This window comes from Vibrio chagasii (assembly GCA_041879415.1).
Classification (GTDB): domain Bacteria; phylum Pseudomonadota; class Gammaproteobacteria; order Enterobacterales; family Vibrionaceae; genus Vibrio.
In genome coordinates this window covers 463,903-487,356 of the sequence record CP090852.1, presented here as the reverse complement: position 1 = coordinate 487,356, position 23,454 = coordinate 463,903, and the positions used below count along the sequence as shown (strand labels likewise).

The following is a 23,454-nucleotide window of genomic DNA, read 5'->3' as shown; positions in this document are numbered from 1 at the left end:
TATATTTATTGCTTAGTTTATTAATGAGCTGACTAAAGCCGCGCTTATGGTTGAGTCAAAAGGTAGTTGATCGTTTTTGCGATGCCAGCAACGTCTTGGTGACCTGCTGTCAGTACTTGGTATTTGCCGTTAACGATAAACGTTGGTACTGAGTTGATCTGACCTTTTACTGAAACTTCTTCTGCTTTCTTAACGTAGTCAAAAAGCGTTACTTGTTGTTCTTTGTTCAACTGGTATGGGCTAACCAAACCGCGAGAAGTAAAAGCAGTTTCTAGTGCTTGTTGACGTTGCTCTGGTGTTGCGTCTGCGCCCATTTGAACCGCAGCGAAAAGGTCTTCCATGAAAGCGTGGTCTGGCGTTGCATCTAGTTGCATTACTGCTGTGTAGTAGATCATTGCGCTGATCTGAGCACTTTCATTGAATGTTACGTGCATCTTACCAATTTTCTGGTCTGTTAGAGATTCAATCTCTGGAATTGCACTTTCCATTTGGCGACAGTGACCACAATTTAGAGAGAAGATTTCAGTGATCGGTGACAGGTTAAATTCTGTTAGAGCGGTAGGAAGCGCCTCGTATTGAACGCCTTTTTGTGGCTCGTCTGTTTCGCTACAACCAGCAATAATAAGTACAGCAACAAGCGCAGTGAAGAATTTAGTAAATGGTTTAAACATGATGTTTACTCTAGCGTTGAGAAGTCGTGAGATTCTAACTATTTAGTACGAAATGGAAAACAATTATAAGGTAAATAAATGCAAACAGTACGAACTAGCGAGCTAAGACAGGCTAGTTGACGGTTAACTGTGATCAAAAGCACTTTTTTTAGAAGTGCGTGCTTTTTGTCTAAAGTTTTTTTTGGGGGGCCGATATAGACATTAGTAAATGGTTTATCTGCATGAGTGGTTGGTGAAGTAATGAGATATTTAGCGATAATGTTAAGCATAGCTTTGGCTGGGTGTGAAACGACGTTACCAACCGGTATGTTAGGCGACAATCTGCTAGAGACAGCGCCGCAAACAGATTACGATTTGATGCATCCGGAGTGGGGCGTTGTTCAAACGACAACAACTACAAACCGCCGCGGCTACTCAATGCAAAGTAGCTCTCAACATCAAAGAACCATAACCACTAACTACGGTCGTGGCGTGTCAACGAACGACCCGCTAGAAGTGTTTCTAAGACAAAACCGCATCGATTTTGAAGTGTTGCCAGGTAACCATGTGATGGTAAAGCTTGAGCAACATGTGAATTTCAAAACAGGCTCTGCGTTCCCTGAACCAGCTTACAACCAATGGTTAGACACACTTGGTAGTTACCTTTCTCAGCGCCAAGACATCGATATCGTGATTGAAGGTCATACCGATAATACAGGTACAGATCGTATCAATGATCCTTTATCAGAGCAGCGTGCAAAAGAGGTTAAAGCTCGCTTAGAGAGCAACTACGTGTCGAGTCGTTCTATCTATACTCGCGGCTTTGGTGAGTATGTTCCAGCGTGTACCAACGCTTCACCGCAAGGTAAAGCGTGTAACCGCCGTGTAGAGCTGATGCTGATTGTCGCGAAATAGGTTTTAGTGTTTTGCTCTCAAGAGAAGAGCGCACAAATAACAGACATAAAAAATCCCTCACGTTCGAGGGATTTTTTGTGTCTGATTTTCGCTTAGCTTGTTAGCTTATACGAACTGCTTTTCTAAGTAAGCGACGATGTCTGAAGACTCGTACATCCACTCAGTTTTGCCATCTTTCTCAATACGTAGACAAGGCACTTTCACACGACCTCCCCCGGCTTCAAGCTCTGCACGGTGCTGTTCATTGTTTTTAGCATCACGAAGTTCAAACTGAACCGATTGACGTTTCATCGCGCGGCGCACTTTTACACAAAATGGGCACGCTTCGAATTGGTATAACGTGTGTGATTTAGCTTGCTCATTAACTTTGTTTTGTTCTTCTTGTGAACGTTTTACGCCACGAGGAGTAAAAACAAAATTTAATAGCAAAATGACACGACCTAAGAACCAACGGATAAACTTCATAACTCTCTCTACATATTTAAAATTAGCGTTACAATTTGCAGCATTATATACACAAGTTTTGCCAGATGCTCGCTACAAACCGCTAATATCTACTTTGTCCTTTCAATCGTGTGAGACTTAGCCACATTTAACCCTAAACGCTTCGATAGTCGGGTTAGGTTTGCTCGGTCCGTCTTTAGAACTCGACCTGCCTGCGCCCAGTTAAAATTGGCTTCTTCCAACACTTCAGTGATGATGCTACGTTGAAAATCGTCGGTTGCACCGCGTAAACCTGCTGACAGATCAACTGTTGGCGTGGATAGTGGAGTTGTTTTCGCTTGAGTCGTTGCGACTGGCTGATCTTGATCCAGTGGCCCACAATCTTCTTTAGTAATAGTTACTAGGTTCTTGTTGGTACTGCGAGCAAGTGCTTTCAGTGCCGAACGGCTGATTACGTGCTCAAGTTCACGGACGTTACCTGGCCAGCCATAGCGGTTCAGGAATACAAGAACATCAGAGCGGAATTTCACTTGGTTGATGCCGAGCTTTCGACGAGCCTGTTCTAGGAAGAAACCGGCTAGCAAACTGATGTCGTCACCACGATCTTTCAAAGCAGGGACCGCAATAGGGTACACACTTAATCGGTGATATAAATCGGCTCTGAATCGACCGTCTTCTACTTCTTGCTTTAAGTCTCGGTTAGTTGCTGCCAAAACACGCACATCAATGGTTTGAATGTTGTCTTGACCTACAGGTTGAATTTCGTTGTTTTGCAGCGCACGCAGTAACTTACTTTGCGCGGCTAACGGCAGTTCACCAATCTCATCGAGGAACAAGGTACCGCCATCGGCGAGTGCGAACTTACCTAAGCGGTTTTTGTCTGCGCCCGTAAATGCACCACGTACGTGACCAAACAGTTCACTCTCAACTAGGTTCTCAGGAATAGCTGCGCAGTTTACGTAAACCAGTGGATTACGCTTACGTTGCGATTGATGGTGCAGGGTGCGAGCGACCAGTTCTTTACCTACACCTGTATCACCGTGAATCAGAATGTTGAATTCTGAAGGCGCTACTACAGCGATGTCGTTCTTAAGCGCCACCATGGTGTCACTGTTACCAATCAACTCACCGCCGTCGCGTTCCCACGCTTCAACGTTCAACTCTTCTAACAGCTGTTTGGACTGTTTTGCTTGATGTTCAAGCTGAGAAAAGGTCAATGCCATCTGCATGCTTGACGCTGCAATGGCTGCTAATACTTCAAGGTTACGCGCTGGAATATTAGCGAAGACGTCTGGTTTAAGGCTGTCTAGTGTTAGAACCCCTAATAGCTTATCCCCAAATAGCAAAGGCAGCCCCATACAGGCATGCATTGGCAGGTCGCCATCATGGTCGATCAGCAGACCATCAAAAGGATCTGGGAGAGAACTATCAGAATCGAAACGAACAGGAGAGCGAGATGCACATATCTCCGCAAAACGTGGGTGCTCTGAAATGATAAAGCGACGACCGAACGTGTCACGGCTGAGCCCTTGCATTGCGATAGGGACTAGTGTGTCACCTTGAAGGCTTAAGAGCGCGACACAATCACACGTAATGGTTTTACGAATGGCATCGATTAGGCGATTAAAACGATCTTGATCGTTCACACCACTTGCGAGGCCAATGGTCATTTCCATGAGGGTTGATGCGGAGATATCTTGCATAAAAAACTCTAACTGTGTGTGTTTATATACATCATAGAGTCTTATTGACTTAAAAAAAAGGTCTTTTTGACATTTTTATAAAGGGATTTTTGAGAATAAAGCCAGTGCTGGCGGGGCTTGAAAAAGTTGGCACTGATTGTGCAAAAGAGACAGTGAAGCCCAATTATAGCGCTGATTAAACAGACTATTCTTGATCTCAATCAATCAGGTGGCATTAATCAGGTTTCGCGATTTTTTGAAATGAAAACGAGTCAAAATAACTCAGTTTCTAAGAATAACTAAGCTTTCAGAAAATCGATAAGTCATTCTTAATTTTTAAGTAGTCAAAATGACATAATAGGTCATAAGGCTCAGTGTTCGGAGTAAATTCATGCTTAACAATGCACATATCGAAATCATCAAATCTACTATTCCTCTACTTGAGAGCGCAGGCCCAGCTTTAACTCAGCACTTTTATCAACGTATGTTCACGCATAACCCTGAGTTAAAAGATATCTTCAATATGACTCACCAAAGAACAGGTCGCCAAGGCGTAGCACTGTTTGAAGCTATCGCGGCATATGCAAAGAACATTGAAAACCTAGCAGCGTTAACAACAGCGGTTGAACGCATTGCTCAGAAACACACAAGTTTTAACATCCAACCAGAGCATTACCAAATTGTTGGTTTACACCTGATTGAAACACTACGTGAATTGGCAACAGACGCGTTTACACCTGAAGTAGAAGAGGCGTGGACAGCGGCTTACCTTTTCTTGGCTCAAGTATTCATCGATCGTGAAGCTGAGCTTTACCTACAACGCAAACAAGCTGTTGGCGGTTGGGAAGCAGCACGTACGTTTGTGATTGCAGACAAGATTGAAGAATCAGCGCTAGTAACAAGCTTTATTCTACAACCAAAAGATGGCGGTGACGTTCTAGATTACACGCCTGGTCAATACATCGGTATCGAAGTTAAGCCAGAAGGCGCGCAATACAGCGAAATTCGTCAATACTCACTATCAGATAAGCCGAACGGTAAGCAATACCGCATCTCTGTGAAGCGTGAAGGCCATGGCCAAGAAACACAGGGCGTGGTTTCTAACCACCTACACGACACGGTTGCTATCGGTGATGAAGTAAGCCTTTACGCTCCAGCGGGTGACTTCATGTATCAAGAGCGCAGTAAGCCAGTAACGCTTATCTCTGCAGGTGTTGGTGTAACGCCAATGCAGTCAATGCTTGAGTTCTTGAATACTGAAGAGAAAAACGAGCCAGTGCTTTACCTACATGCTTGTGAAAATGAAGGTCAACACTCATTCACTAAACGTGTGAAAGACATCGTTGCTGATAAGGGCTGGTCTGCGAAGACATGGTACATGAACAAAGAAGCATCTGCGTGTGAGAATACGCACGAAGGTCAAATGGATCTTGCTTCGATCTCTGATACTGAAGGATTCAAAGACAGCGATTTTTACATCTGTGGTCCTGTAGGCTTCATGAAGAACATTGTTGAGCAGCTAGACGCACTTAAAGTTGACCGCTCTCGTGTTCACTACGAAGTATTTGGCCCTCACGCTAACTTCTAAGAACTCTAGGGAGTTGTGTTAACACTCGTCTGATCTATTAAAAACCTTGCCCAATCAAAAGGCCTCACAGTGTGAGGCCTTTTTTCATTTTGTGCGAAGCTGCGGATTTAGAGAGCTAGAAAGTGTTATTTGAATTGGTTAAGAACGTTTCACTTTCTTAGACATGTAATCAGGGTCAAAAAGCTCGGGCCAATACATCTTCACGTAACCGCCAGCGACCCAAATGACTAGGATGGTTGCGATGGTCAATTCGAAGAAACCAAATTTATGTAACCAGTACCACTGTGGATACTCGGTACCGAAAAAGGTGGTTAAACGATGCATAGCGATAGCACTGATTACCGATGGAAAGGTTACTGCTGCAATGGAAGGTTGGAACTTGAGTCGCATGAGCCTTACATAGCATAAGTAGATCAGCAACGTCATGGTAATGGCAATACCCGCTAAAGCGCCTGTCAGAATTGGGTCGGGGTGGTCGAAATTAACCAAGTAAGCGGCAAGCGACAAGTTCACTGGAGCCGCCATGATTGCTAGTGTCGGTCTTGCTCTACGAGGGAGGTTTCCTTCAAACACCAAGCGGTATAGCACCACAGGCAGCAAGAAGAAGTAGATACCGATACAGGTGGCTGCGAGCGTTTCTGAAAACACTGTATGTCCAAATTGGGTGCCCGCCAGCGAACTACTGATCAACCCCACAGGATATAGGAACCAGCTTGGAACGATATTAGACATCTTGAAATTGATGATCTGGAAACCGAAGAACAACACCATCATCGAAAAATGAAGTAATAGTGCACAGAACCAGATTGGGTAGGCGATTATTGGTGATATTTCGGCTAAATAGTCACACAGGATCAATAGTGCCATGCTCATTGGCGCCATTAAGCTTCCACTAAGCGGGTGACGAATATCATTGATGAAGGTATTAAAACTTGTGAGGTAACGAAGTAAAACAGGTAATAGAAGTAGCGCACCAAATGAAGCGAGGTAGGGGCGAATAACTTCACCTATGCCTGGGATATACAAAGCCCAAGCTTGTCCTAGACCTATAACACCAAGTGCTAAAGATGCCTGAGATGGTGGCACGTTTTTTACTTGGGTCAACCTTCTCCAGTTCAACGACTTGCTCCAACTTAGTGACTTATAAAACAACGGTTAGCAATAGAATTTTTGCTCTATTTGATGCGTGTAGTTGTGCCATCAATAGCTGTTGAGGGCGCTCAACTAATTTTGAGTGGATGATAGCAACTTTAACGTTTGCTTTTTTGACTTTGATGCGGAATCGGGACATTAAGCACGTTGAATGTGTGCTTTTGTTCTATGAGTCATTTGTCATTAACGAACTTCCTCTTGTTGAGGGAGGTCTTGTTGTCTCAATTTCTCATTTTTAAGCGTGCGGTTCAGTAGTTGGCTGTAGATTGGTTGACCACCTAGCATTTGCGCAAAGATAACGGCACCAAGGCAGGTAATGATCAAAGGTAAGATCAGGTAATAGTTATTGGTCATTTCGATAACCAGCAATATACCTGTAATCGGCGCGCGTACAGTTGCTGCGAACAGTGCGCCCATACCTGCAATCGCAAACATACCTGGTTCTATATTAAGTTCAGGGAAGAATGCCGCCGCGATAAGTCCAAATGCATAACCGAAGAGTGTACCCAGTGCTAGCATAGGAGCGAAAATACCACCCGGTGCACCAGAGCCGAAACAGAGTAGTGTGGTAAGCACACGTCCTAGGAAAATAAGCAGCAATATGTTGGTGCTGTAATTACCGTTGGTGACATTTGGGATAATGCCGATACCGCCGCCAGTCAATTCTGGGATGTAGAGAAGCAATAAACCAAAGCAACCACCGAGTAATGTACCTGTCATCAAGTAACGTTTGCGGTCGTTTTTGTGTATTGCGACAAACATGTCTTGTGAAAGGGTGATCAGTTTATTGAAAATTACACCAAACATTCCGAACAGTACGCCCAATAACAAGAATAACCAAAGTGCGCTCAGTTCAGGCTGTTGATATTGAGGCATAGTAATGACAGCCGACTGTCCATTGATAGAGCGAAATACAATGTTGGCTGAAACGGCTGAAATGATAACGGCTTTGATAGAAATGAGAGAGTAGCGGAACTGTGGTCGCATCTCTTCAACAACGAACATGATCCCAGCCAACGGAGCATTGAATGCAGCTGCTAAACCACCAGCTGCGCCAGAGGCAAGCAGTGAGTGTCGACTGTCATCGTCTTTTACACGGAAGATGTCTGTGACCATACGACCAATGCTGCCACCCATTTGCACGGTTGGTCCTTCACGACCTAATACCATGCCTGAACCTAATGCGCCCATACCGCCAAAGAACTTCACAGGTAGAACTCGCCACCAACGAACTGGACGCATCCCGTCCATCGCGCCTTCAATCTCAGGGATACCGGATCCTGCGGCTTCTGGGGCAAAGCGGTGCACAAGAAAATAACCAATGAAAGCAAAGGCTGCACTGATGAGAAACGCAGATAACCAAAGCGGTAGATGATTGCCCAGTTCATCTTTCAGCCAGTCGGTACGCGTCTCTGTGATGAAATGCACTGCAACTTCGAAGTAGGTACCAACAACACCCGCAAGGATACCGACAAGGCAAGAAAGGATGAGAACTGAAACGGGAGCTTTGTCTCTAGAAAGAAATTGGTTAATAGCACCCCTTGGCATTTTTGCTAAAAGGGACTGCTTAAATTTCTCTCTGTTGGTCATTGAAGTTTGGTTCCTGAGTTGATGCGGCGGGGCTTAAGTAAATTATACGCCTACTCTGCTTATCCTATAGCAACAAAGATGCAAAGTTGAATTTCATTTATGAAAGGAGTGTATTACATAAATAGATTGTATAAAGAATATAGTGGAATCACCGTCACAATTTTGATCGAATCTACAGCGCTAACTTGAATTACTACCAAAATGAACCATAGTTAAATCGTAAAGCAACATAACGAGCCGCAAGGAGACATGAGGTTTTACACACAATTTGGATGGATTCAAAAATACAAAGTTTTAGTTCCTCGTTAAATGTTCAGGTCGATATTTAAGACTTCCTGATTCGCGAACTCACGATTGAGTAACGAGGGTGAGGCGTACTCTTGAAGTACGCCTTTAGTTTGTTTGGAGCATCCCAAATCACTTCTCTTTCCCTAGCGTCAAACCTTCGAATACGTACACCTGCTCCTTGTCTAACTTTCCTTGGTCTAGAGCTTATTTTCAATTTATCAATCTAAGTATAAACAAGCGATTGGGGTCAACTTTTTAGTGATTGAGTATATACTCCCTTAAAAAGGAGAACTGATATGACCAAAAAAGTTCCTACGAACATAATTACGGGTTTCTTAGGTGTTGGTAAGACGACTGCTATCTTGAACCTATTGAAAAATAAACCTGAGAATGAAAACTGGGCTGTTCTGGTTAATGAGTTCGGTGAGATTGGTATTGATGGTGCATTGATGACAGATCAAGGCGCATTGATTAAAGAAGTGCCGGGTGGCTGCATGTGTTGTACTGCTGGCGTACCGATGTCGGTGGGTATTAATGCGTTGCTTCGTCAAAAGCCAGACCGTTTATTGATTGAGCCAACGGGCCTAGGACATCCAAAGCAGGTTATTGCCACGCTGACTTCAGAACAATACGCACCTTATGTCGACTTAAAAGCGACGTTAGGTTTGGTAGACCCACGTAACCTTTCCAATGAAAAATACACATCTAACCAGAACTTTAATGATCAGCTAGACAGTGCTGATGTAATTCTTGGTACCAAAGTTGACCTTGTTCACTCTGAAGACATCGATGTATTTAACGATTGGGTAACGGACCAAACGCCAGCGAAAGTGTTCCATAAGTTGATTCATGATGGTGAAGTGCCTCTAGAAGTGTTGGACATTGAGCGTGTGTACGGTAGTGCTTCAACTCATCTAGAATCACACCATCATGATCACGCTGAACAAGAACCTCAATTCGAACTTCCTCCGGGCGAAGCGTTCATCCGCAAGGAAAACAAAGGGCAGGGTTACTTTAGCTGTGGCTGGTTGTTTGGCGCAGAGTATAAATTCGATTTCGATGCGCTATTCTCAATGCTGTCTGATTTAACGGCTGAGCGCGTTAAAGCGGTGGTTAACACCGACCAAGGTTGCTTTGCTTTCAACGTCGCGAATCAAGTTGTGTCAGTCAATGAAATCACACTCGATGGCTTTGAATCACGATTAGAAGTCATCGACTCACAGCTTATGCCTTGGGGCGATCTAGAACAGATCTTGCTCAAGCTGTGTGGCATCAAATAACTTCTAAATTTGTGTTTAGATAACCTGTCATCCTAATGTCTAGAGCTGTATGTGTTGATTATTCGATTGGCGCATATGGCTTTGTATTGATATCTTAGTACTCGTTCCTTCTGTCGCATTCGCCCTGAACTCCTCGCCTCTTTTTACTCTCAAAATACTTATTGCTTAGCTTTCTCCCAAAACAGTCCTAATTAAGGATGTTTCCGGCCTCATTGAGGTTAAAAGAATCTCATTGATAGTTTTGACATGTTTTCATTCATATTTTGGGTTGGGATACTGTATCTCAGCTAAGTCATGAACTTATGCAACTGATTTTGTTCGTTACGATATCTAGATTAGGTGCGACCAGCCTCTGGTTAAGAGCCTAATTATTAGATAACTCAATCGGATAAATGCGAAAAAAGTTAGATGATTCGACAAATTTTATGAATGCTCTTGAGGTCAAATTATGCCTTCTACTATTAATAGCTTTGGTGCTAATGACTTACTAAAAAGCTCGCAAGACGTAATAATGAGAAACTTGTGAGTTTGATTTTATTAAGTGTGTTGCTTCTATGTGCGTGCGCAATCTTTATTAATTACTTTGGAGGGAGGCTAAAGAAGAACGTTAGGCACTATGTGTATTATGGAGATGGATCCTACGCAGAATTCAAAACCAAAAAGTTGGCGATGGATAAGGTGCACGAAGTACATTTAGACGCAAAGAACACTAAAGCATATTTACGAACCCAAAATATGCGTAAGCCAGGAGTTAGATTTGCTTATCACAAAGCTGATTTGATGGGGCGCAGTTATTATTCAAATGAGCTTCCCATAAACAGTGATTCTAGTGACTCTAGTGATTCCAAGGATTATGATATTTGGTAGATATCTTGAGGGTAACATAAGCTTGGCTGTGGTTATTTGCTAAGCTTGTAGTCACACTTAGTAAATTGTATCGGCAGCGATTATAATGCTATGCCACTATTTATTAGATAAGATGCTATACGGTTGCTTCAAGTTTTGCCCTGTGGTGATCGACTCACAGCTTATGCCTTGGGGCGACCTCGAGCAGATTTTGCTCAAGCTGTATGGCATTAAATAGGGTTTGTACTCTGTTTGAGCCTAATAATTGGGTGTTTGCTTCGCGGTTCGCGTGGTAAACACCAGATTAAGTGAGAAAATTTGCGTTATATCACGATAAATGTGAGATAAATCACTCTAATTACTTTATAGTGCTCGGCTGAAATAAGAATGTAGGCTGTCTGCTTAAGGAACTCGTAACAATGTCATTTTCCTCTCAAGGTTTTGCTCCTGAATTAGTCAAAGCGCTGACTGAGTGCGGTTATGAAAAACTCACTCCAATTCAACAAAAAGCAATTCCAATGGCTCGTAAAGGCCATGATATTTTTGCTACTGCTCAAACCGGTACAGGTAAAACAGCGGCATTCTCATTGCCTGTTATCCAGCATCTACTGAACAGCGGTAAAAAAGCATCTCGAGGAACGGCTCGCGGCCTTATCTTAGCTCCAACTCGTGAGCTAGCAGCGCAGATTGCTCAAAACATTAAAGACTACGTTAAATACACAGAACTGAGCGTTTCTGCGGTTTACGGTGGTAACAAGATGTCTTCACAGGTTCGTCAATTGGAACTGGGTGTTGATATTCTGGTTGCGACGCCAGGCCGTTTAGAAGAGCACTTAGAAGCGGGTAACGTGTCTATTGCTAACCTAGAATTCCTAGTATTTGATGAAGCTGACCGTATCTTAGATATGGGCTTTATCAATGCGGTTCGCAAGATCATGTTGGATGTAGAAACTTCTCCACAAATCATGATGTTCTCTGCGACCACATCAACGCAGTTAAACCAACTGTCGGTTGATATCTTACGTAAGCCAAAACGTATCAGTGTTGAGCGTGAAAACTCAACGGCTGCAACGGTAGGTCACGTAGTTTACCCTGTGGATCAAGAGCGTAAAACAGAGTTACTGTCTGAGCTTATTGGCCGTAAAAACTGGCGCCAAGTGCTGGTTTTTGTGAACTATAAAGAAACCGCTAACGAAGTGGTTAAAGAGCTTAAACTAGACGGTATTAAAGCAGTACTTTGTCACGGTGATAAAGCGCAAAGTGCTCGTCGTCGTGCTCTAGATGATTTTAAAGAAGGTAAAGCACGTGTAATGGTAGCAACCGATGTTGCAGCTCGTGGTCTTGATATTGAAGACTTACCACACGTGATTAACTACGACATGCCTTTCTTAGCAGAAGATTATGTTCACCGTATCGGTCGTACTGGTCGTGCAGGTAAGCAAGGCCATGCTGTTTCTTTCGTTAACCGTGAAGAAGAGTTAACTGTGGTTCAGGTTGAGAAACTGATTCAACAACGTATTCGTCGTGTTGAGCAACCTGGTTACGAGCCTAAGAAGCGTGATGCTTACATCGAGAAGCTAAACACGAAAGCGGCATACAAAAACCGCCAAGGTCGTAAGAATAACGCGAACGATGCACCGCAAGACCAAGCAAGCGCAGAACGTCGTCTAGCGATGATGAAGCGAATTAAAAACCGTCGTAAGTAAAATTACGGTTGGTTATGGAAAAGAGCCACTGTATTGTGGCTCTTTTGCGTTTTTGGGCGCGATGTTATTTATAAACACAGTTGTTCTACATAAATGCTTATTCTGGCGTTTGTGATCATCGATTTTTCAATCTCCCAATTTTCAGCGAACTGTTTCTCAATGGGGAAACAGTGAGTTTCAAGCAGTAACAAGGCAGTAAGGTAATAATATGGATAGCGCGCTACTTTTGGCTTTCATCCCCACGTTTTTCTTTGTTTCAATCACTCCGGGCATGTGCATGACTTTGGCTTTAACGCTGGGTATGAGTATTGGCTATAAGCGCACATTGTGGATGATGATTGGTGAGCTAGCTGGCGTCGCGGTGGTATCGGTTGCTGCAGTGCTAGGCATTGCTTCAATTATGCTGAATTACCCATGGCTATTTACTGGGTTTAAGTTTGTTGGTGCAGCTTACTTGTTCTACTTGGGTGTTCAGATGTGGCGTTCGAGAGGCAAGTTGGCCATCAGTACCGACACTCAAAACACCAAAGTGAATAATGACTGGGATCTCGTGGTTCAAGGCTTTGTGACTGCGATTGCGAACCCGAAAGGCTGGGCATTTATGATTTCTCTGCTTCCTCCTTTTATCAACAGCAGTAAAGATTTAGCGCCTCAGTTGATGATTTTGGTGTCTATCATCTTGGCTTCTGAATTTGTTTGTATGACTCTGTACGCGACGGGCGGTAAGAGCCTCAAGCATATGTTAGGTAAGGCAGATAACGTGAAGTTGATGAACCGTATTGCTGGTACGCTGATGATGGGTGTAGGTGTGTGGTTGTTCGTGAGTTAACTGTGGTTAACGGTATTGCGATTAACGATAACAGGTAAGAAGATCCCCGATTCAGTCGTTCCTCCTTCTCGAGGATGACGAGAGCTTGGGATGGATAGCTCTTGGGAAGATGACGAGCTTGAAGGCTTGGACTCTTACTAAAGCCGAAGAATGAATAGAATATAAAAAGAGCGATAGGGCAATTAGCCTTATCGCTCTTTTTGATTTTACTTAGCTAGCGAACAGAAACTAGATAACAGTAAGATTGCTGACCTTAGCTAGATTTGTTTGTTAAACCGCGATTTCACCACCGTCTTCACGGCGAATCACAACGGTAGATGCTCGTGGACGAACGTTACCTTGAGTCTGAGCGGTTGCATCGTCTGAAGATGGCCAGTTCGCAGGGTGTTGAATGTTCACAAACAATGACTTGAAGTCTGGGCTGATGGTAAAGCCTGTTACTTCACAACCGTTTGGCCCCACAAAGAAGCGCTTTAGCTGTGCTTGATTGTTTGCATCAATTACCGTGCTGTTGCCTTGGTCATCAGTTAACTGAGACGGAACCACTGCCAGCATTTGGTCATTGGTATAGCCTGTTACTTCGTCTGCACCGTTATCTGTTTGAATCCATAGGATGCCACGCGCATCAAACGCTAAGCCATCAGGGCTCGCAAATTGGTTCATGTCTGTTAGACCTGAGCGGTTGATTGACTTATCTTCCACAGCAGGAGAACCGAATACAAAGATATCCCAATCGAATTCGCCTGCCGTTTTACCTTCATCCCAGCGGATAACATGACCAAACTTGTTGTTTACACGAGGGTTCGCTGAATTCGCTTCTTTACGCTTGTTGTTGTTTGTTAGCGTTAGGTAAGCGGTACCTGTCATTGGGTCAACAGAGCACCATTCAGGGCGATCCATTGGTGTTGCGCCTACAAGGTCGGCTGCGCCTGCTGTATTGACGATAAGAGCCGCTTGTGAATCAAACGTATCACCTAGCTTGCCACCGTTTGTGGTTTTGCTGCTTAGTGTTAATGGCAACCATGTACCTGAACCATCGTCGTTGAACTTAGCGACGTAAAGCGTGCCTTTGTCCATGTACTTGTCGCCCGCACTTAGGCGGTTGCTCGGCTCAGCGTCACGTGGGTCCCATTTCGCTTCAGAAACAAATTTGTATAGGTATTCGAAACGAGAGTCGTGACCAGAATAGAATACGATTGGCTCGCCTTCGGTTAACTTACCAAACGTACAACCTTCATGACGGAAGCAACCTAGAGCGGTACGCTTCTTCGCTCGTGAGTTTGCTGTGTATGGGTCGATCTCAACAATGTAGCCGTGACCGTGTGCTTCATTACGGTAATCGTCCATTGGAGAATCAGCTGTTGGTGTGACATCAAAGCGTGCAAACTCATCTAAACGCTCTTGTTTGTCACCAGAAAGGGTGTCCCAACTGTAACGTGTTTTATCTGTCGCGATACCGATACGCTCTTGAGCTGGTGTCGTTGTCCCTTTATTAACGAAGTAACCCGGCCAGTTCTCTTCACAAGTTAGGTAAGTGCCCCAAGGTGTGTAGCCGTTGCCACAGTTGTTCAATGTACCACGAGCTTGGCTACCGTCTTGTGAGAATTTCGTTTTGGTAAACTCACTGTGAGCGACAGGGCCAGATAGGTCCATTACAGTGGCGCCAGTGTAGCGGCGGTTAAGTGGGTCGTTATCGACCATTACCCACTGGTTGCCCTCAAGCTTAACGCGAACCACACTCACGCCATGCGCGTTAATCTCTTTACGTATTTCATCAATGTTAGGGCGAGCGCCTTCATTGTATGTAGGGCCATTAGCGTGAAGTGCTTTTTGATCAATGTATTCGTGGTTGATCACCAACAAACCATCATTGCTGTTGCCATCCAACGGGAAGAAGTGCATGCCATCGTGGTGCATACCCAGTGCGTTAGCTTGGTCTTGTGCATTGTTGGTGCCGTCTTTTAGCCAAGGATTGCCTTGCTTATTGAGTGGAGTACCCCAAGGAACTAATACTTGTGCAGTGTATCCTTTAGGCACAACCACGCTGTCTGTTAATGAGCCTTTAACGGATTCAAATGCTAGCGTCGCAGTACTTTTTTGTGCGCCCGTAGCTTGCATTGTTGCTGCGTTAGCTGTGCTGTGACCACCTAAACCGAATGCACCAAAGGCTGTCATTGCGCTAATACCTAAGCCGCCTTTCAATACGTTTCTTCTTGAAAGGTTTGCTTCTAGAACCTCTTCGAAGGGCTTGTTGTTACTCTTGTTAAAACGAGTGCTATCAAATGTTTCCTTGCTCATCGCAACTGCTTCCTATTGGCTGACTTTATTATTCGTTGTTTGTCATTCACACATCTATTAATGAATAAGTTAATAGTCTGGGTAAATGTGTGACCAATCGTGAAGTAGTTAAGTGACAGATTTTTATAGTTTTTATTAAGCTTTTGTTTCTGTAGCACGATTTTTGTCTCAAGGCTTTTTATGCAAGATAAAACTCTTGGGCATTGCGTTAGAACTGTGTATAAATGCTTAATCAAACGAAAAGAGAGACAGTTATGAAATTAGATAAAATCGAAAACAAAAATCGTCGTCTACGTAAAAAGCTATACCTAGGTGAATTCGCGATTCTGGGTTTTGAAGTAAGCTGCAAAACATCGATTACTGATTTTGACCAATACGATGTGTTCATTGATGAATTCATCGACTTCATCGATAGCATCGGTTTGTGCTTTGGTGGTGGCGGCCTTGAGCTGTTTGAAGGTTTCTTATGTTCTGTCGAGCGCTACCGCTCAGTAACTGAAGCAGAACAACTTCAGGTTGCACAATGGCTTGAAGCGCGTGCTGAAGTAACGAAAGTTGAAGTCAGCGAGTTGATTGACGCAAACTACGCGTTCTAAATTGATCCTATCGTGTTAGCTTTGGTTAGAGAGTAACACGACTTTTAGGACGAGTAACGATACATAAAACAGAGGCCGAATCGGTAGATCGATTCGGCCTTTTTGCGTTTTGATATTTTCCGATTGGCTTTTTAGTGTTTCTCTTTTGGTTCATGAAGCTATCACTTTTACATAAATATCAGCGAGCTATGGTGACTTGTTGGATTGTTATAAGTTCGAAGAAACTTGTGAGACTTTTATGAGAATTCAATGAAGTTGCTGATAGATTTGGGCGTCATTCTTAGAGTCAACAACACCACAGTTCGTGGCAGGCATGGATAAAACATATTTCGATGTTTTTGTTTGCTGGTCACGAAAGGACTCGATAAAGGATGGAATCAAAATGAATAAACGTACTCAAATCAGCTTAGTGATCAGCTCAGCGATGTTCGCTCTTGGAGCTGTTCAAGCTCAGGCCGCTCAGCTTGAGGTAACAGTGACTAATGCAACGAAAGGGATCTACTTTACGCCAATCTTAGCTGCGGCTCATGACTCAAGCTTATTCATGTTTAGAACAGGGGAAACCGCTTCTGCTGAGTTGGAATCAATGGCGGAAGGAGGTGACATCTCAGGTCTTTCTGGTGTCATCGCTAATGCAGGTGGTGTAGTCGTTGAAAACCCTGCGAGCGGAATCCTTAATCCTGGTGACGCGACCACATTTGATATTGATACTGGCGATCTGGCTTACCTATCTTTGGGGGCTATGCTGTTGCCGACCAATGATGGTTTTGTCGGATTAGACAGTTGGAAGATCCCAACGCAGGCTGGCACCTATAAAGCCACGCTCAATGGGTATGATGCGGGAACTGAAGCCAACGATGAGTTGGCAGGCAGCATGCCAAACCCACCATTCATTGCCTTTGGTGCTGGTGGCACAGGTGTAGAGACTGCGGTGTCTAACAGTAAGGTTCATATTCACCCAGGTAACATTGGTGACAGTGATGCTGCAGGCGGTATTAGTGACCTTGATAACAGTAGTCATCGTTGGTTAAACCCAGTCGCAAGCATCACAATCGTTGTGAAATAGGGGGACGTATGAAAGCTAGAATCTTATTTATCGCAGCTTCTGTTGCTGTATTGGCCGGCTGTCCTGATGATGACGATGATTACTACCGTTACAATGTGACAGTCACGAACCTTACGCCTAATCAACCCATGTCGCCTCTAGCAGTACTGACTCATAATTCAAATTTCGATTTGTTTGAGATCGGGCAAAGTGCTTCTGTTGATCTCGAATACTTAGCTGAAGGTGGCAGCAATGCTGAACTGATTGCGCTGAGTGATAGTGACGACAATGTTTATCAAGGCATCTCTGGTAATGGACTGATCCTTTCCGGAGAACAAGACACGGTGTCTATTCGTATCGACCCAAATCAAGAAGGGTATATTTCGGTTGCTTCAATGTTGGTGAATACTAATGATGCGTTTGTCGGTGAATCTGGGTTATCGCTGAAATCGTTAGCGGTGGGCGACACGTTCGTCATGAACATGAACGTATGGGATTCAGGAACCGAGCTTAACGACGAGCTTGCAGCCACCATTCCGGGGCCTGCTGGTGGTGGAGAAGGCTTTAACAGCGTGAGAAACGACAGCGACGTCGTCAGTTTTCACTCAGGTGTCATCAGCCAAGATGATGGTCTGGCGACCTCCGCATTAAGTGGCAATCATCGCTTCCTTAACCCTGGCGCACGTATCACTATCACTCGTACAGAGTAACAGCTGAGTACATGATGAAAGAATTCCTGCTCTGTTCCGGTCAATTGAAAGGTGGACAGACTCCGGATAGAGCAGGGATCATGAATAGTGCTGCGGTAAATTTGATGGCAAACATTTTGTTGGTCGAAGACGATGACGACTTGGCTGAACTGGTGCAGATGCATCTTAAGTTTCAAGGACATGATGTTGTAAGAACCAACTCGATTGAAAAGGCTCAAGCGTTATACCAGGAAAGCCAGTTTGACTTGATCGTTCTTGATCGGGGCTTACCTGATGGTGATGGGCTCGATTTATGTCGCCTATTACGCCAACAGGGAGACTGGACGCCAGTATTGATGCTTACGGCAAGAGATACTGAACTCGACAAGGTATCTGGCTTAGAAGCTGGGGTTGATGACTACATCACCAAGCCTTTCAGCGTACTCGAGTTTCAAGCACGAGTTAGGAACGTACTGCGCCGCTTAAGCCACTCTGAAATAACTACCAAAGAGTCACCATCAATAGAGCCCACAATGAGCTTTGGTGGGTTAACTATTCGACCAGAGCGCCATCAGGTCTCATTGAACAATCAAGATGTCCCGCTTACCGCAACTGAGTTTACCTTACTTCACTTTTTAGCTACTCGCCCAGGGCGTGTCTACAGCAAAGACGAGCTACTTAACCACGTATGGAATACAGATCATTCGGGCTATCACCACACGGTGTGTAGCACGGTGAACCGTCTGAGAACTAAGTTAGCGATGCCTAACAGCGACGATGAGTTTATTAAAACCGTTTGGGGTGTGGGCTATAAGTTCGAATCTAAAGTTTAGGCCTATGTGTCGCGTCCTAAGCTTAAGAGCCATTGAGGAGGGAACATGAGTTTTAAATCGCGCTTAGTGTTGTTCACCAGTTTGTGGTTTTTACTAGTGAGTGTGGTGATTGCTTACACTTATCACTGGCAAAAAGAGACCATAGAGCAGAGAACTAAACAAAGTTTACATAAAGAACTCGCGGTTCACATGCGTGACGATAATCCGCTGATGATTGGCACGGATTACAATCCTAAAGCCCTTAAAACTATATTCCATACTTTGATGTTGATTGGGCCTGACTTCGACATCTACTTTCTCGATAGTCAGGGTAATATCACGACACACGCGGCGCCAGAAGGGACAGTATTAGCGAGCCAGATTGACTTAGCACCTATCAAACAATTTTTAAACAACGAGCCTTATCCCATTCTTGGGGATGACCCGATCAACCCCGGTTCTCACAAGGTATTCTCTGTTGCTGCGATTGAAGAGTTAGGCTCAACCGTGGGCTATCTTTATGTGTTGATTGGCAGTAACCGACATACTGTGATTGCTAATTCACAAGTCGACACACCTTATATTGCGTTAGCAGGGCTCATGTTGATCTCAATTCTAGGTTTCGCTATTGGTGCTTATTTGCTTGTAAAGCGAAGCCTTTTGAATCCTATCGAAGAAGTGACCGATAAATTGCAGCAGCAAGCAGAACAAGATTTCCGACTAGATCCTAATTTTGTTCATCAAGTACCAGAACTGGTGCCGATTGCTCGTTCTTACCAACTCATGGCTAAACACATCCAACAACAATTCTTACAACTCGAATATCAGTCATCACACCGAAGACAAAGTATGTTGCAGTTGAGCCATGATTTGAAAACGCCGCTATCTAGTGTGTTGGGTTACCTTGAAACATGGAAGATCCAAAACCCTCAATCCGATCCGTTAATTGATGTTGCTTACAGAAATGGTAACAAGCTGTCAGAACAGCTCCATTCTCTGTTAGATAGCGCTAAGCAAGATAACCCTTTGCCAACTTATCAATATGCTTCAATCGACTTCAACACGCTGATGACGGAATGTCTGGAAACGATGCAGAGCCAATATGTGCAGAAAGGTGTGGAGCTTGAGGTCAATCTACCTGATGGAATTAAAGCGGTGGGGGATAGTCATTTGCTTGAGAGGCTGATATTGAACTTATTAGATAATGCCTTAAGGCACAGCCCAACTGGAACAGCAGTTTCACTGAGTGTCGATTTAGAGCCAGATTCGAAGCGGGTTAGGGTGGTTATTCACAATGAGGTGGAGCGGGAAGCACCAAATGGTTCATTGGGTATCGGGACTAAAATCGCTCAGTCGATATTGATGCTGCATCACAGCGTATTAGAAACAACAAAGGCAGAGAACTCGTTTCAGCAAAGCTTTTACTTGCCTTCTGTGTAGTTCATTCTGCCTTTGTAATGAGCAGGCTGTTTTGCGGCAGCCTGTGGAAGATTAAGGGACGTTACGCGTCTTTTTTCTCTTCGTTGCCTTCATTCACTTTTGCGTAGAAGTGAAGTAGCTCAGTGAGCTCTTTAACCCAGCCAAACGCATCTTTGGGTGCGTTCTTTAAGATTTTCTCAACTTTCTCACAGTGCACTTCAATTGCGATCGCTTCTTCAAGGTTGAAAGAGATCGAGTAGAAATGCCATAACAGCAGGCGAGTCATGCGTTCGATGTTTTGCTGTGAGTTATCTGATTCAGAGAACGCTAGGTTTACTTCACCAAGTGCAATTGCTGTCATTCGTAGCATTGCATCGAATTTCGCTGATTGCATGCGTTCTTCGCTGGTCACTTCTTCTTGTTCGAATGTGAATAGCTCTGTCATTGCGTCTTCAGGAACAAGGCGATGGATCATTCTTAAACTAAATTCTTCTAGTTCATGGCGAGGCATGGTGATTAAACAATTTAAGGTGTAGTCGCGTTGCATGGTGTTCTCTTGAATCGGCAAAAAGGTCGCACAGTTTAATGGAGAAGCGTGCTGAGAAAAAGAAGATTTTAGATAAGCCTGCGAAGGTAGGCTTATCTAGACATCTTTAGTATGAAAGTGAGTAGTAGGAATGCTTGAGCAAGCGCAGTTAAGCCTTGTTGTGAGCGGGAGGCTGATAGTGCATTGATTGATCATTTCTCATAAAGATATTGCTCGCCACCAAGCTGCCAATACAAATAGAACCAAGAGCTAGCCAGGTTAGCGTGTCAGGGATCTCACCAAACAATGGAATAGCCAGCAGAGTTGCAATCGCAGGTGTTGCGCTGCCAAATGCGGCGGATCGCTCTGCTCCTAAGGTCTTTACAGCATAAAGGTATGTGAACGCCGCTATTAAACCTGCGCCAACGCCTTGTACTGCAGAATGCACAACAAGCTCGGCAAATGGCCATTGAGCGATGGGTGTGTCTGCTAGATGACTAGGGAGGGTCCCGGTAACGATGAGAAGCAACAATAGTAACGTTGAGCAGAGAGAGATGAAGCCAGCACTAACCAACGCGTCAAGGTTGGCCACACGAGCAGAAATTGTAAATATCGCCCACATCAAGCTTCCGCATAAGAATAGCAAATGTCCCTTGGTGTATTCGAAGTTAAAACTACTTAAGCTCGAGCCTAAAAACAGCATGATTCCTAGTAACACCATCGCTAATCCCGCTACTCGATGTCTGCTCAGTGGTTGCTTAAAAAAGAGGACCGCAATGCCTGTAACGAACAGAGGTAGTGTCCCGGGTACTAAAGCACTTCCGTGAGAAACAGGAACGAATTGCATCGCTGTACCAGCAACAAGCAAGTAAGGCAGGCCACTACCGATGAACATACCGAGTAAGTAACGTTTAGGCACCGCAGTGACGATGTTACGGGCTTTCCACACTAGTGGCAGTAGCACGAGGACGGGTATGAAGAAACGCGTGAGAGCGATGTCTGCGGGCGTTAAATTTGAATTAGCCCCGCCTTTTAGTGAGAGAAAAAAACTCGCCCAGATCAGTAAAGTGACAGTAATGGAAAGATAGCCAAGCTTCATAATATCAACAAACAAGTGAATGGTGATTCATTATGAGGGGATTTACGTGCCTCAAGTTGGCAAAATTGAATGAGTTTTTACTTACTGTTGGTGATTTTTGCTAACATAGTGTTGATTATTGGTGACTACAACTCTTAATGCTTGCCAAGCTGATTGTTGATCCACCTAAGTGAGGGCTGTTTTCATTGCTCTTTTTAATATCAAAGGATAAATCGCGTTATGGACAGAATAGATAGACACCTTCTTGAATTGCTGCAAAAAGATGGGCGATTGACAACGGCTGAACTCGCTGAGGAAGTCGGGTTATCTGCGTCTCCATGTGCTAGGCGTATAAAAAGGCTTGAAGAAAAAGGGATTATCGACGGATATCGCGTGAGCTTGTCGCGAGAAAAAGTGGGTGTGGCGATGAGCGTGTTTGTCGAAGTGAGCCTAAACAATCACCAAGAAGTGTCGATCGATAAGTTCGAAGGTGCGATTGTCGAGATGGAGGAGGTGATCAGCTGTCATGTCGTTTCTGGCGCTTATGATTATCTTTTAGAGGTGGTTAGCCCAAACCTAATGGCCTATGAAGCATTTACTAGAAAACTACAGCGGCTATCTAACGTCAAAGACATTCATACTCACTTAGCGATAAGGCAAGTAAAAGGTAATGCGCCTCTTCCAGTCTATACCGACTAACCCGATGGAAAGCTTAGTTGTGATTGGGGAGAGTGAGCTGAAAACGAAATGATTTGCTCTGTGGATACCAATGCGAAGATGACCCAAGATCTTTCACAAGATGCCAAACTCAATACAATAAAAAACGGAGCACCTCGTGAAAGGTACTCCGTATATGATAGGTGCAAAACTTAGTGATACTTAAAGTTAGAGATTGAACAATCTCCAGTTTGTGCATTAATTCTGAATGAAAAAGCATGTGAATGATAATCCACACCGTCATTCCAGATTGTTTCTCCAAATATCTTACATAGCTCTAATTCACTTACTGAACCGAACTCTTCCATGTGTTTAGCTACAGATAAAAGCTTAGCTCTTATCTCTGCAGTCCATTCCGTGTTACTCAAGCAGTTGAAAGCCATAGTTTTTTGCATATTACCTAGCCAAAATGTTTCTTGTTATTAAGTTATATGAAGATTCATGATAACAATTTTCTGGCGTTTGTAAATCTATTTTGTGATGAATCTCTCACATAATTACTTGCATTGGTTGGAAATTGAACTTTGTTGTTGATAGTTAGCACATTAGTTTTACAAGTTATTGATAAAGCTTTGATTAAGGCTGGGTTGAATACATTTTCATCAGACATAGCTGATTTTGCAGATAAATCTAGCGAAGCGGTTCGTTTGATTGAACGCTTTCCCGTTCATTTGATTGGCGCGCAGCATCGATCATTGTGGCTTCCTGACGATACCTAAACGATAGTTGCCTAAATTTTTCACTCAGCACATTAAGGTCTTGCGAGAGAGACTGCGAGCTCTTCACATGTGACAGTGCACTTTCTGACTGGCGCATTAGCTTGGCTTTATCACAATCTTGAGCCATTGCTTCCCATAGTTGAGCAAGAGAACGAGCGCCTTCTAATTCGGTCGATACTACATATGACTGTTTAAGCAGAACTTCGGAGATATCGTAAGCGGTATTCATGTGGCTGTTGAGCTGCGTATTAAATCTTTGTTCGTATTTTGCCCAAAGTTCAACGACTTGCTCTCCAGTGAAATGTTTAGACAGTAGGGTCTGTGACTCATAGGTTGAGAGAACTTGATTGAATTCTTTTGTGTATTGGTTATAGCGAGTTTCAAAGGCGAGCTGACGAGCTAGCAGCGTTTGCCAACTATCACTGTTACATTCACTGGCTATTACCACACTAGCACTTAAAGAGACGTTTATGATCAGAACCTTAACCCAAAAACTCATGACCTTCCTCTACTTACGATGTTCTCAATATAGAGTATAGATGAGCTGATGCGTGAGTTGATGTACACTGGAAATTCACTTCTAAA

At 43.9% G+C, this 23,454-nt stretch carries 21 protein-coding genes; 11 read left to right on the top strand and 10 right to left on the bottom strand.

Annotated elements, in window-relative coordinates:
- Positions 1-44: 44 nt before the first annotated feature.
- Positions 45-671 carry a thioredoxin domain-containing protein gene (locus L0991_16180; GenBank protein ID XGB65073.1) on the bottom strand — a complete coding sequence of 209 codons (627 nt, stop codon included), beginning with the start codon at positions 669-671 and terminating at the stop codon, positions 45-47.
- A 258-nt stretch (positions 672-929) separates the two neighbouring features.
- Here L0991_16180 and L0991_16175 point away from each other — a divergent pair, with 258 nt between their 5' ends.
- Positions 930-1,565: an OmpA family protein gene (locus L0991_16175; protein ID XGB65072.1), complete on the top strand. Its 636-nt coding sequence runs from the start codon at positions 930-932 to the stop codon at positions 1,563-1,565.
- Between the two features lie 105 nt (positions 1,566-1,670).
- On the opposite strand, the gene L0991_16170 is transcribed toward L0991_16175, so the two are convergent.
- Positions 1,671-2,030, bottom strand: a complete 360-nt coding sequence (locus tag L0991_16170; protein ID XGB65071.1) for a glutaredoxin — start codon at positions 2,028-2,030, stop codon at positions 1,671-1,673.
- A gap of 89 nt (positions 2,031-2,119) precedes the next feature.
- The gene (gene norR / locus L0991_16165) at positions 2,120-3,712 is read right to left on the bottom strand and encodes a nitric oxide reductase transcriptional regulator NorR (GenBank protein ID XGB65070.1); all 1,593 of its coding nucleotides are present in this window, start codon (positions 3,710-3,712) and stop codon (positions 2,120-2,122) included.
- Between the two features lie 370 nt (positions 3,713-4,082).
- Here norR and hmpA point away from each other — a divergent pair, with 370 nt between their 5' ends.
- A complete protein-coding gene (gene hmpA, locus L0991_16160) occupies positions 4,083-5,279 on the top strand; it encodes an NO-inducible flavohemoprotein (protein XGB65069.1) in 1,197 nt (398 codons plus the stop codon).
- A 138-nt stretch (positions 5,280-5,417) separates the two neighbouring features.
- On the opposite strand, the gene L0991_16155 is transcribed toward hmpA, so the two are convergent.
- Both L0991_16155 and clcA read right to left on the bottom strand, forming a co-directional pair.
- Entirely contained in the window at positions 5,418-6,365 is a 948-nt protein-coding gene (locus L0991_16155) for a TDT family transporter (GenBank protein XGB65464.1), read from the bottom strand.
- Positions 6,366-6,614: 249 nt separating this feature from the next.
- The gene (gene clcA, locus L0991_16150) at positions 6,615-8,021 is read right to left on the bottom strand and encodes a H(+)/Cl(-) exchange transporter ClcA (protein XGB65068.1); all 1,407 of its coding nucleotides are present in this window, start codon (positions 8,019-8,021) and stop codon (positions 6,615-6,617) included.
- Between the two features lie 584 nt (positions 8,022-8,605).
- Between clcA and L0991_16145 the strand changes: the two genes are divergently transcribed.
- The 3 genes from L0991_16145 to L0991_16135 all read left to right on the top strand — a co-directional run bounded on the left by L0991_16145 (position 8,606) and on the right by L0991_16135 (position 12,970).
- Positions 8,606-9,589: a GTP-binding protein gene (locus L0991_16145; protein XGB65067.1), complete on the top strand. Its 984-nt coding sequence runs from the start codon at positions 8,606-8,608 to the stop codon at positions 9,587-9,589.
- Between the two features lie 1,265 nt (positions 9,590-10,854).
- Positions 10,855-12,141: a DEAD/DEAH box helicase gene (locus tag L0991_16140; GenBank protein ID XGB65066.1), complete on the top strand. Its 1,287-nt coding sequence runs from the start codon at positions 10,855-10,857 to the stop codon at positions 12,139-12,141.
- Positions 12,142-12,349: 208 nt separating this feature from the next.
- Positions 12,350-12,970, top strand: coding sequence for a LysE family translocator (locus L0991_16135; GenBank protein XGB65065.1), 621 nt, complete (start codon positions 12,350-12,352; stop codon positions 12,968-12,970).
- A gap of 270 nt (positions 12,971-13,240) precedes the next feature.
- On the opposite strand, the gene L0991_16130 is transcribed toward L0991_16135, so the two are convergent.
- The gene (locus tag L0991_16130) at positions 13,241-15,268 is read right to left on the bottom strand and encodes a PhoX family phosphatase (GenBank protein XGB65064.1); all 2,028 of its coding nucleotides are present in this window, start codon (positions 15,266-15,268) and stop codon (positions 13,241-13,243) included.
- A 254-nt stretch (positions 15,269-15,522) separates the two neighbouring features.
- Between L0991_16130 and L0991_16125 the strand changes: the two genes are divergently transcribed.
- The 5 genes from L0991_16125 (at position 15,523) to L0991_16105 (ending at position 19,850) form a co-directional block, all read left to right on the top strand.
- Positions 15,523-15,864, top strand: a complete 342-nt coding sequence (locus L0991_16125; GenBank protein XGB65063.1) for a YggL family protein — start codon at positions 15,523-15,525, stop codon at positions 15,862-15,864.
- Between the two features lie 382 nt (positions 15,865-16,246).
- Positions 16,247-16,930, top strand: coding sequence for a spondin domain-containing protein (locus L0991_16120; GenBank protein ID XGB65062.1), 684 nt, complete (start codon positions 16,247-16,249; stop codon positions 16,928-16,930).
- Between the two features lie 8 nt (positions 16,931-16,938).
- The gene (locus L0991_16115) at positions 16,939-17,619 is read left to right on the top strand and encodes a spondin domain-containing protein (GenBank protein ID XGB65061.1); all 681 of its coding nucleotides are present in this window, start codon (positions 16,939-16,941) and stop codon (positions 17,617-17,619) included.
- A gap of 80 nt (positions 17,620-17,699) precedes the next feature.
- A complete protein-coding gene (locus tag L0991_16110) occupies positions 17,700-18,431 on the top strand; it encodes a response regulator transcription factor (GenBank protein ID XGB65463.1) in 732 nt (243 codons plus the stop codon).
- A gap of 45 nt (positions 18,432-18,476) precedes the next feature.
- Entirely contained in the window at positions 18,477-19,850 is a 1,374-nt protein-coding gene (locus tag L0991_16105) for a HAMP domain-containing histidine kinase (protein XGB65060.1), read from the top strand.
- 61 nt (positions 19,851-19,911) lie between these two features.
- On the opposite strand, the gene L0991_16100 is transcribed toward L0991_16105, so the two are convergent.
- Together L0991_16100 and L0991_16095 are read right to left on the bottom strand one after the other, a co-directional pair.
- Positions 19,912-20,376: an exoribonuclease R gene (locus L0991_16100; protein ID XGB65059.1), complete on the bottom strand. Its 465-nt coding sequence runs from the start codon at positions 20,374-20,376 to the stop codon at positions 19,912-19,914.
- A 148-nt stretch (positions 20,377-20,524) separates the two neighbouring features.
- Complete coding sequence (locus tag L0991_16095) at positions 20,525-21,454, bottom strand: DMT family transporter (protein ID XGB65058.1); 930 nt, start codon at positions 21,452-21,454, stop codon at positions 20,525-20,527.
- A 219-nt stretch (positions 21,455-21,673) separates the two neighbouring features.
- Here L0991_16095 and L0991_16090 point away from each other — a divergent pair, with 219 nt between their 5' ends.
- Positions 21,674-22,132 (top strand): Lrp/AsnC family transcriptional regulator, encoded by a 459-nt coding sequence (locus L0991_16090; GenBank protein ID XGB65057.1) that lies wholly within the window; start codon positions 21,674-21,676, stop codon positions 22,130-22,132.
- Between the two features lie 170 nt (positions 22,133-22,302).
- Here the strand turns inward: L0991_16090 and L0991_16085 are convergent, their stop codons facing one another.
- Together L0991_16085 and L0991_16080 are read right to left on the bottom strand one after the other, a co-directional pair.
- Positions 22,303-22,545: a hypothetical protein gene (locus tag L0991_16085; protein ID XGB65056.1), complete on the bottom strand. Its 243-nt coding sequence runs from the start codon at positions 22,543-22,545 to the stop codon at positions 22,303-22,305.
- A 235-nt stretch (positions 22,546-22,780) separates the two neighbouring features.
- On the bottom strand, positions 22,781-23,368 hold the full coding sequence (locus L0991_16080) for a hypothetical protein (GenBank protein ID XGB65055.1): 588 nt from the start codon (positions 23,366-23,368) through the stop codon (positions 22,781-22,783).
- Positions 23,369-23,454 lie beyond the last annotated feature (86 nt).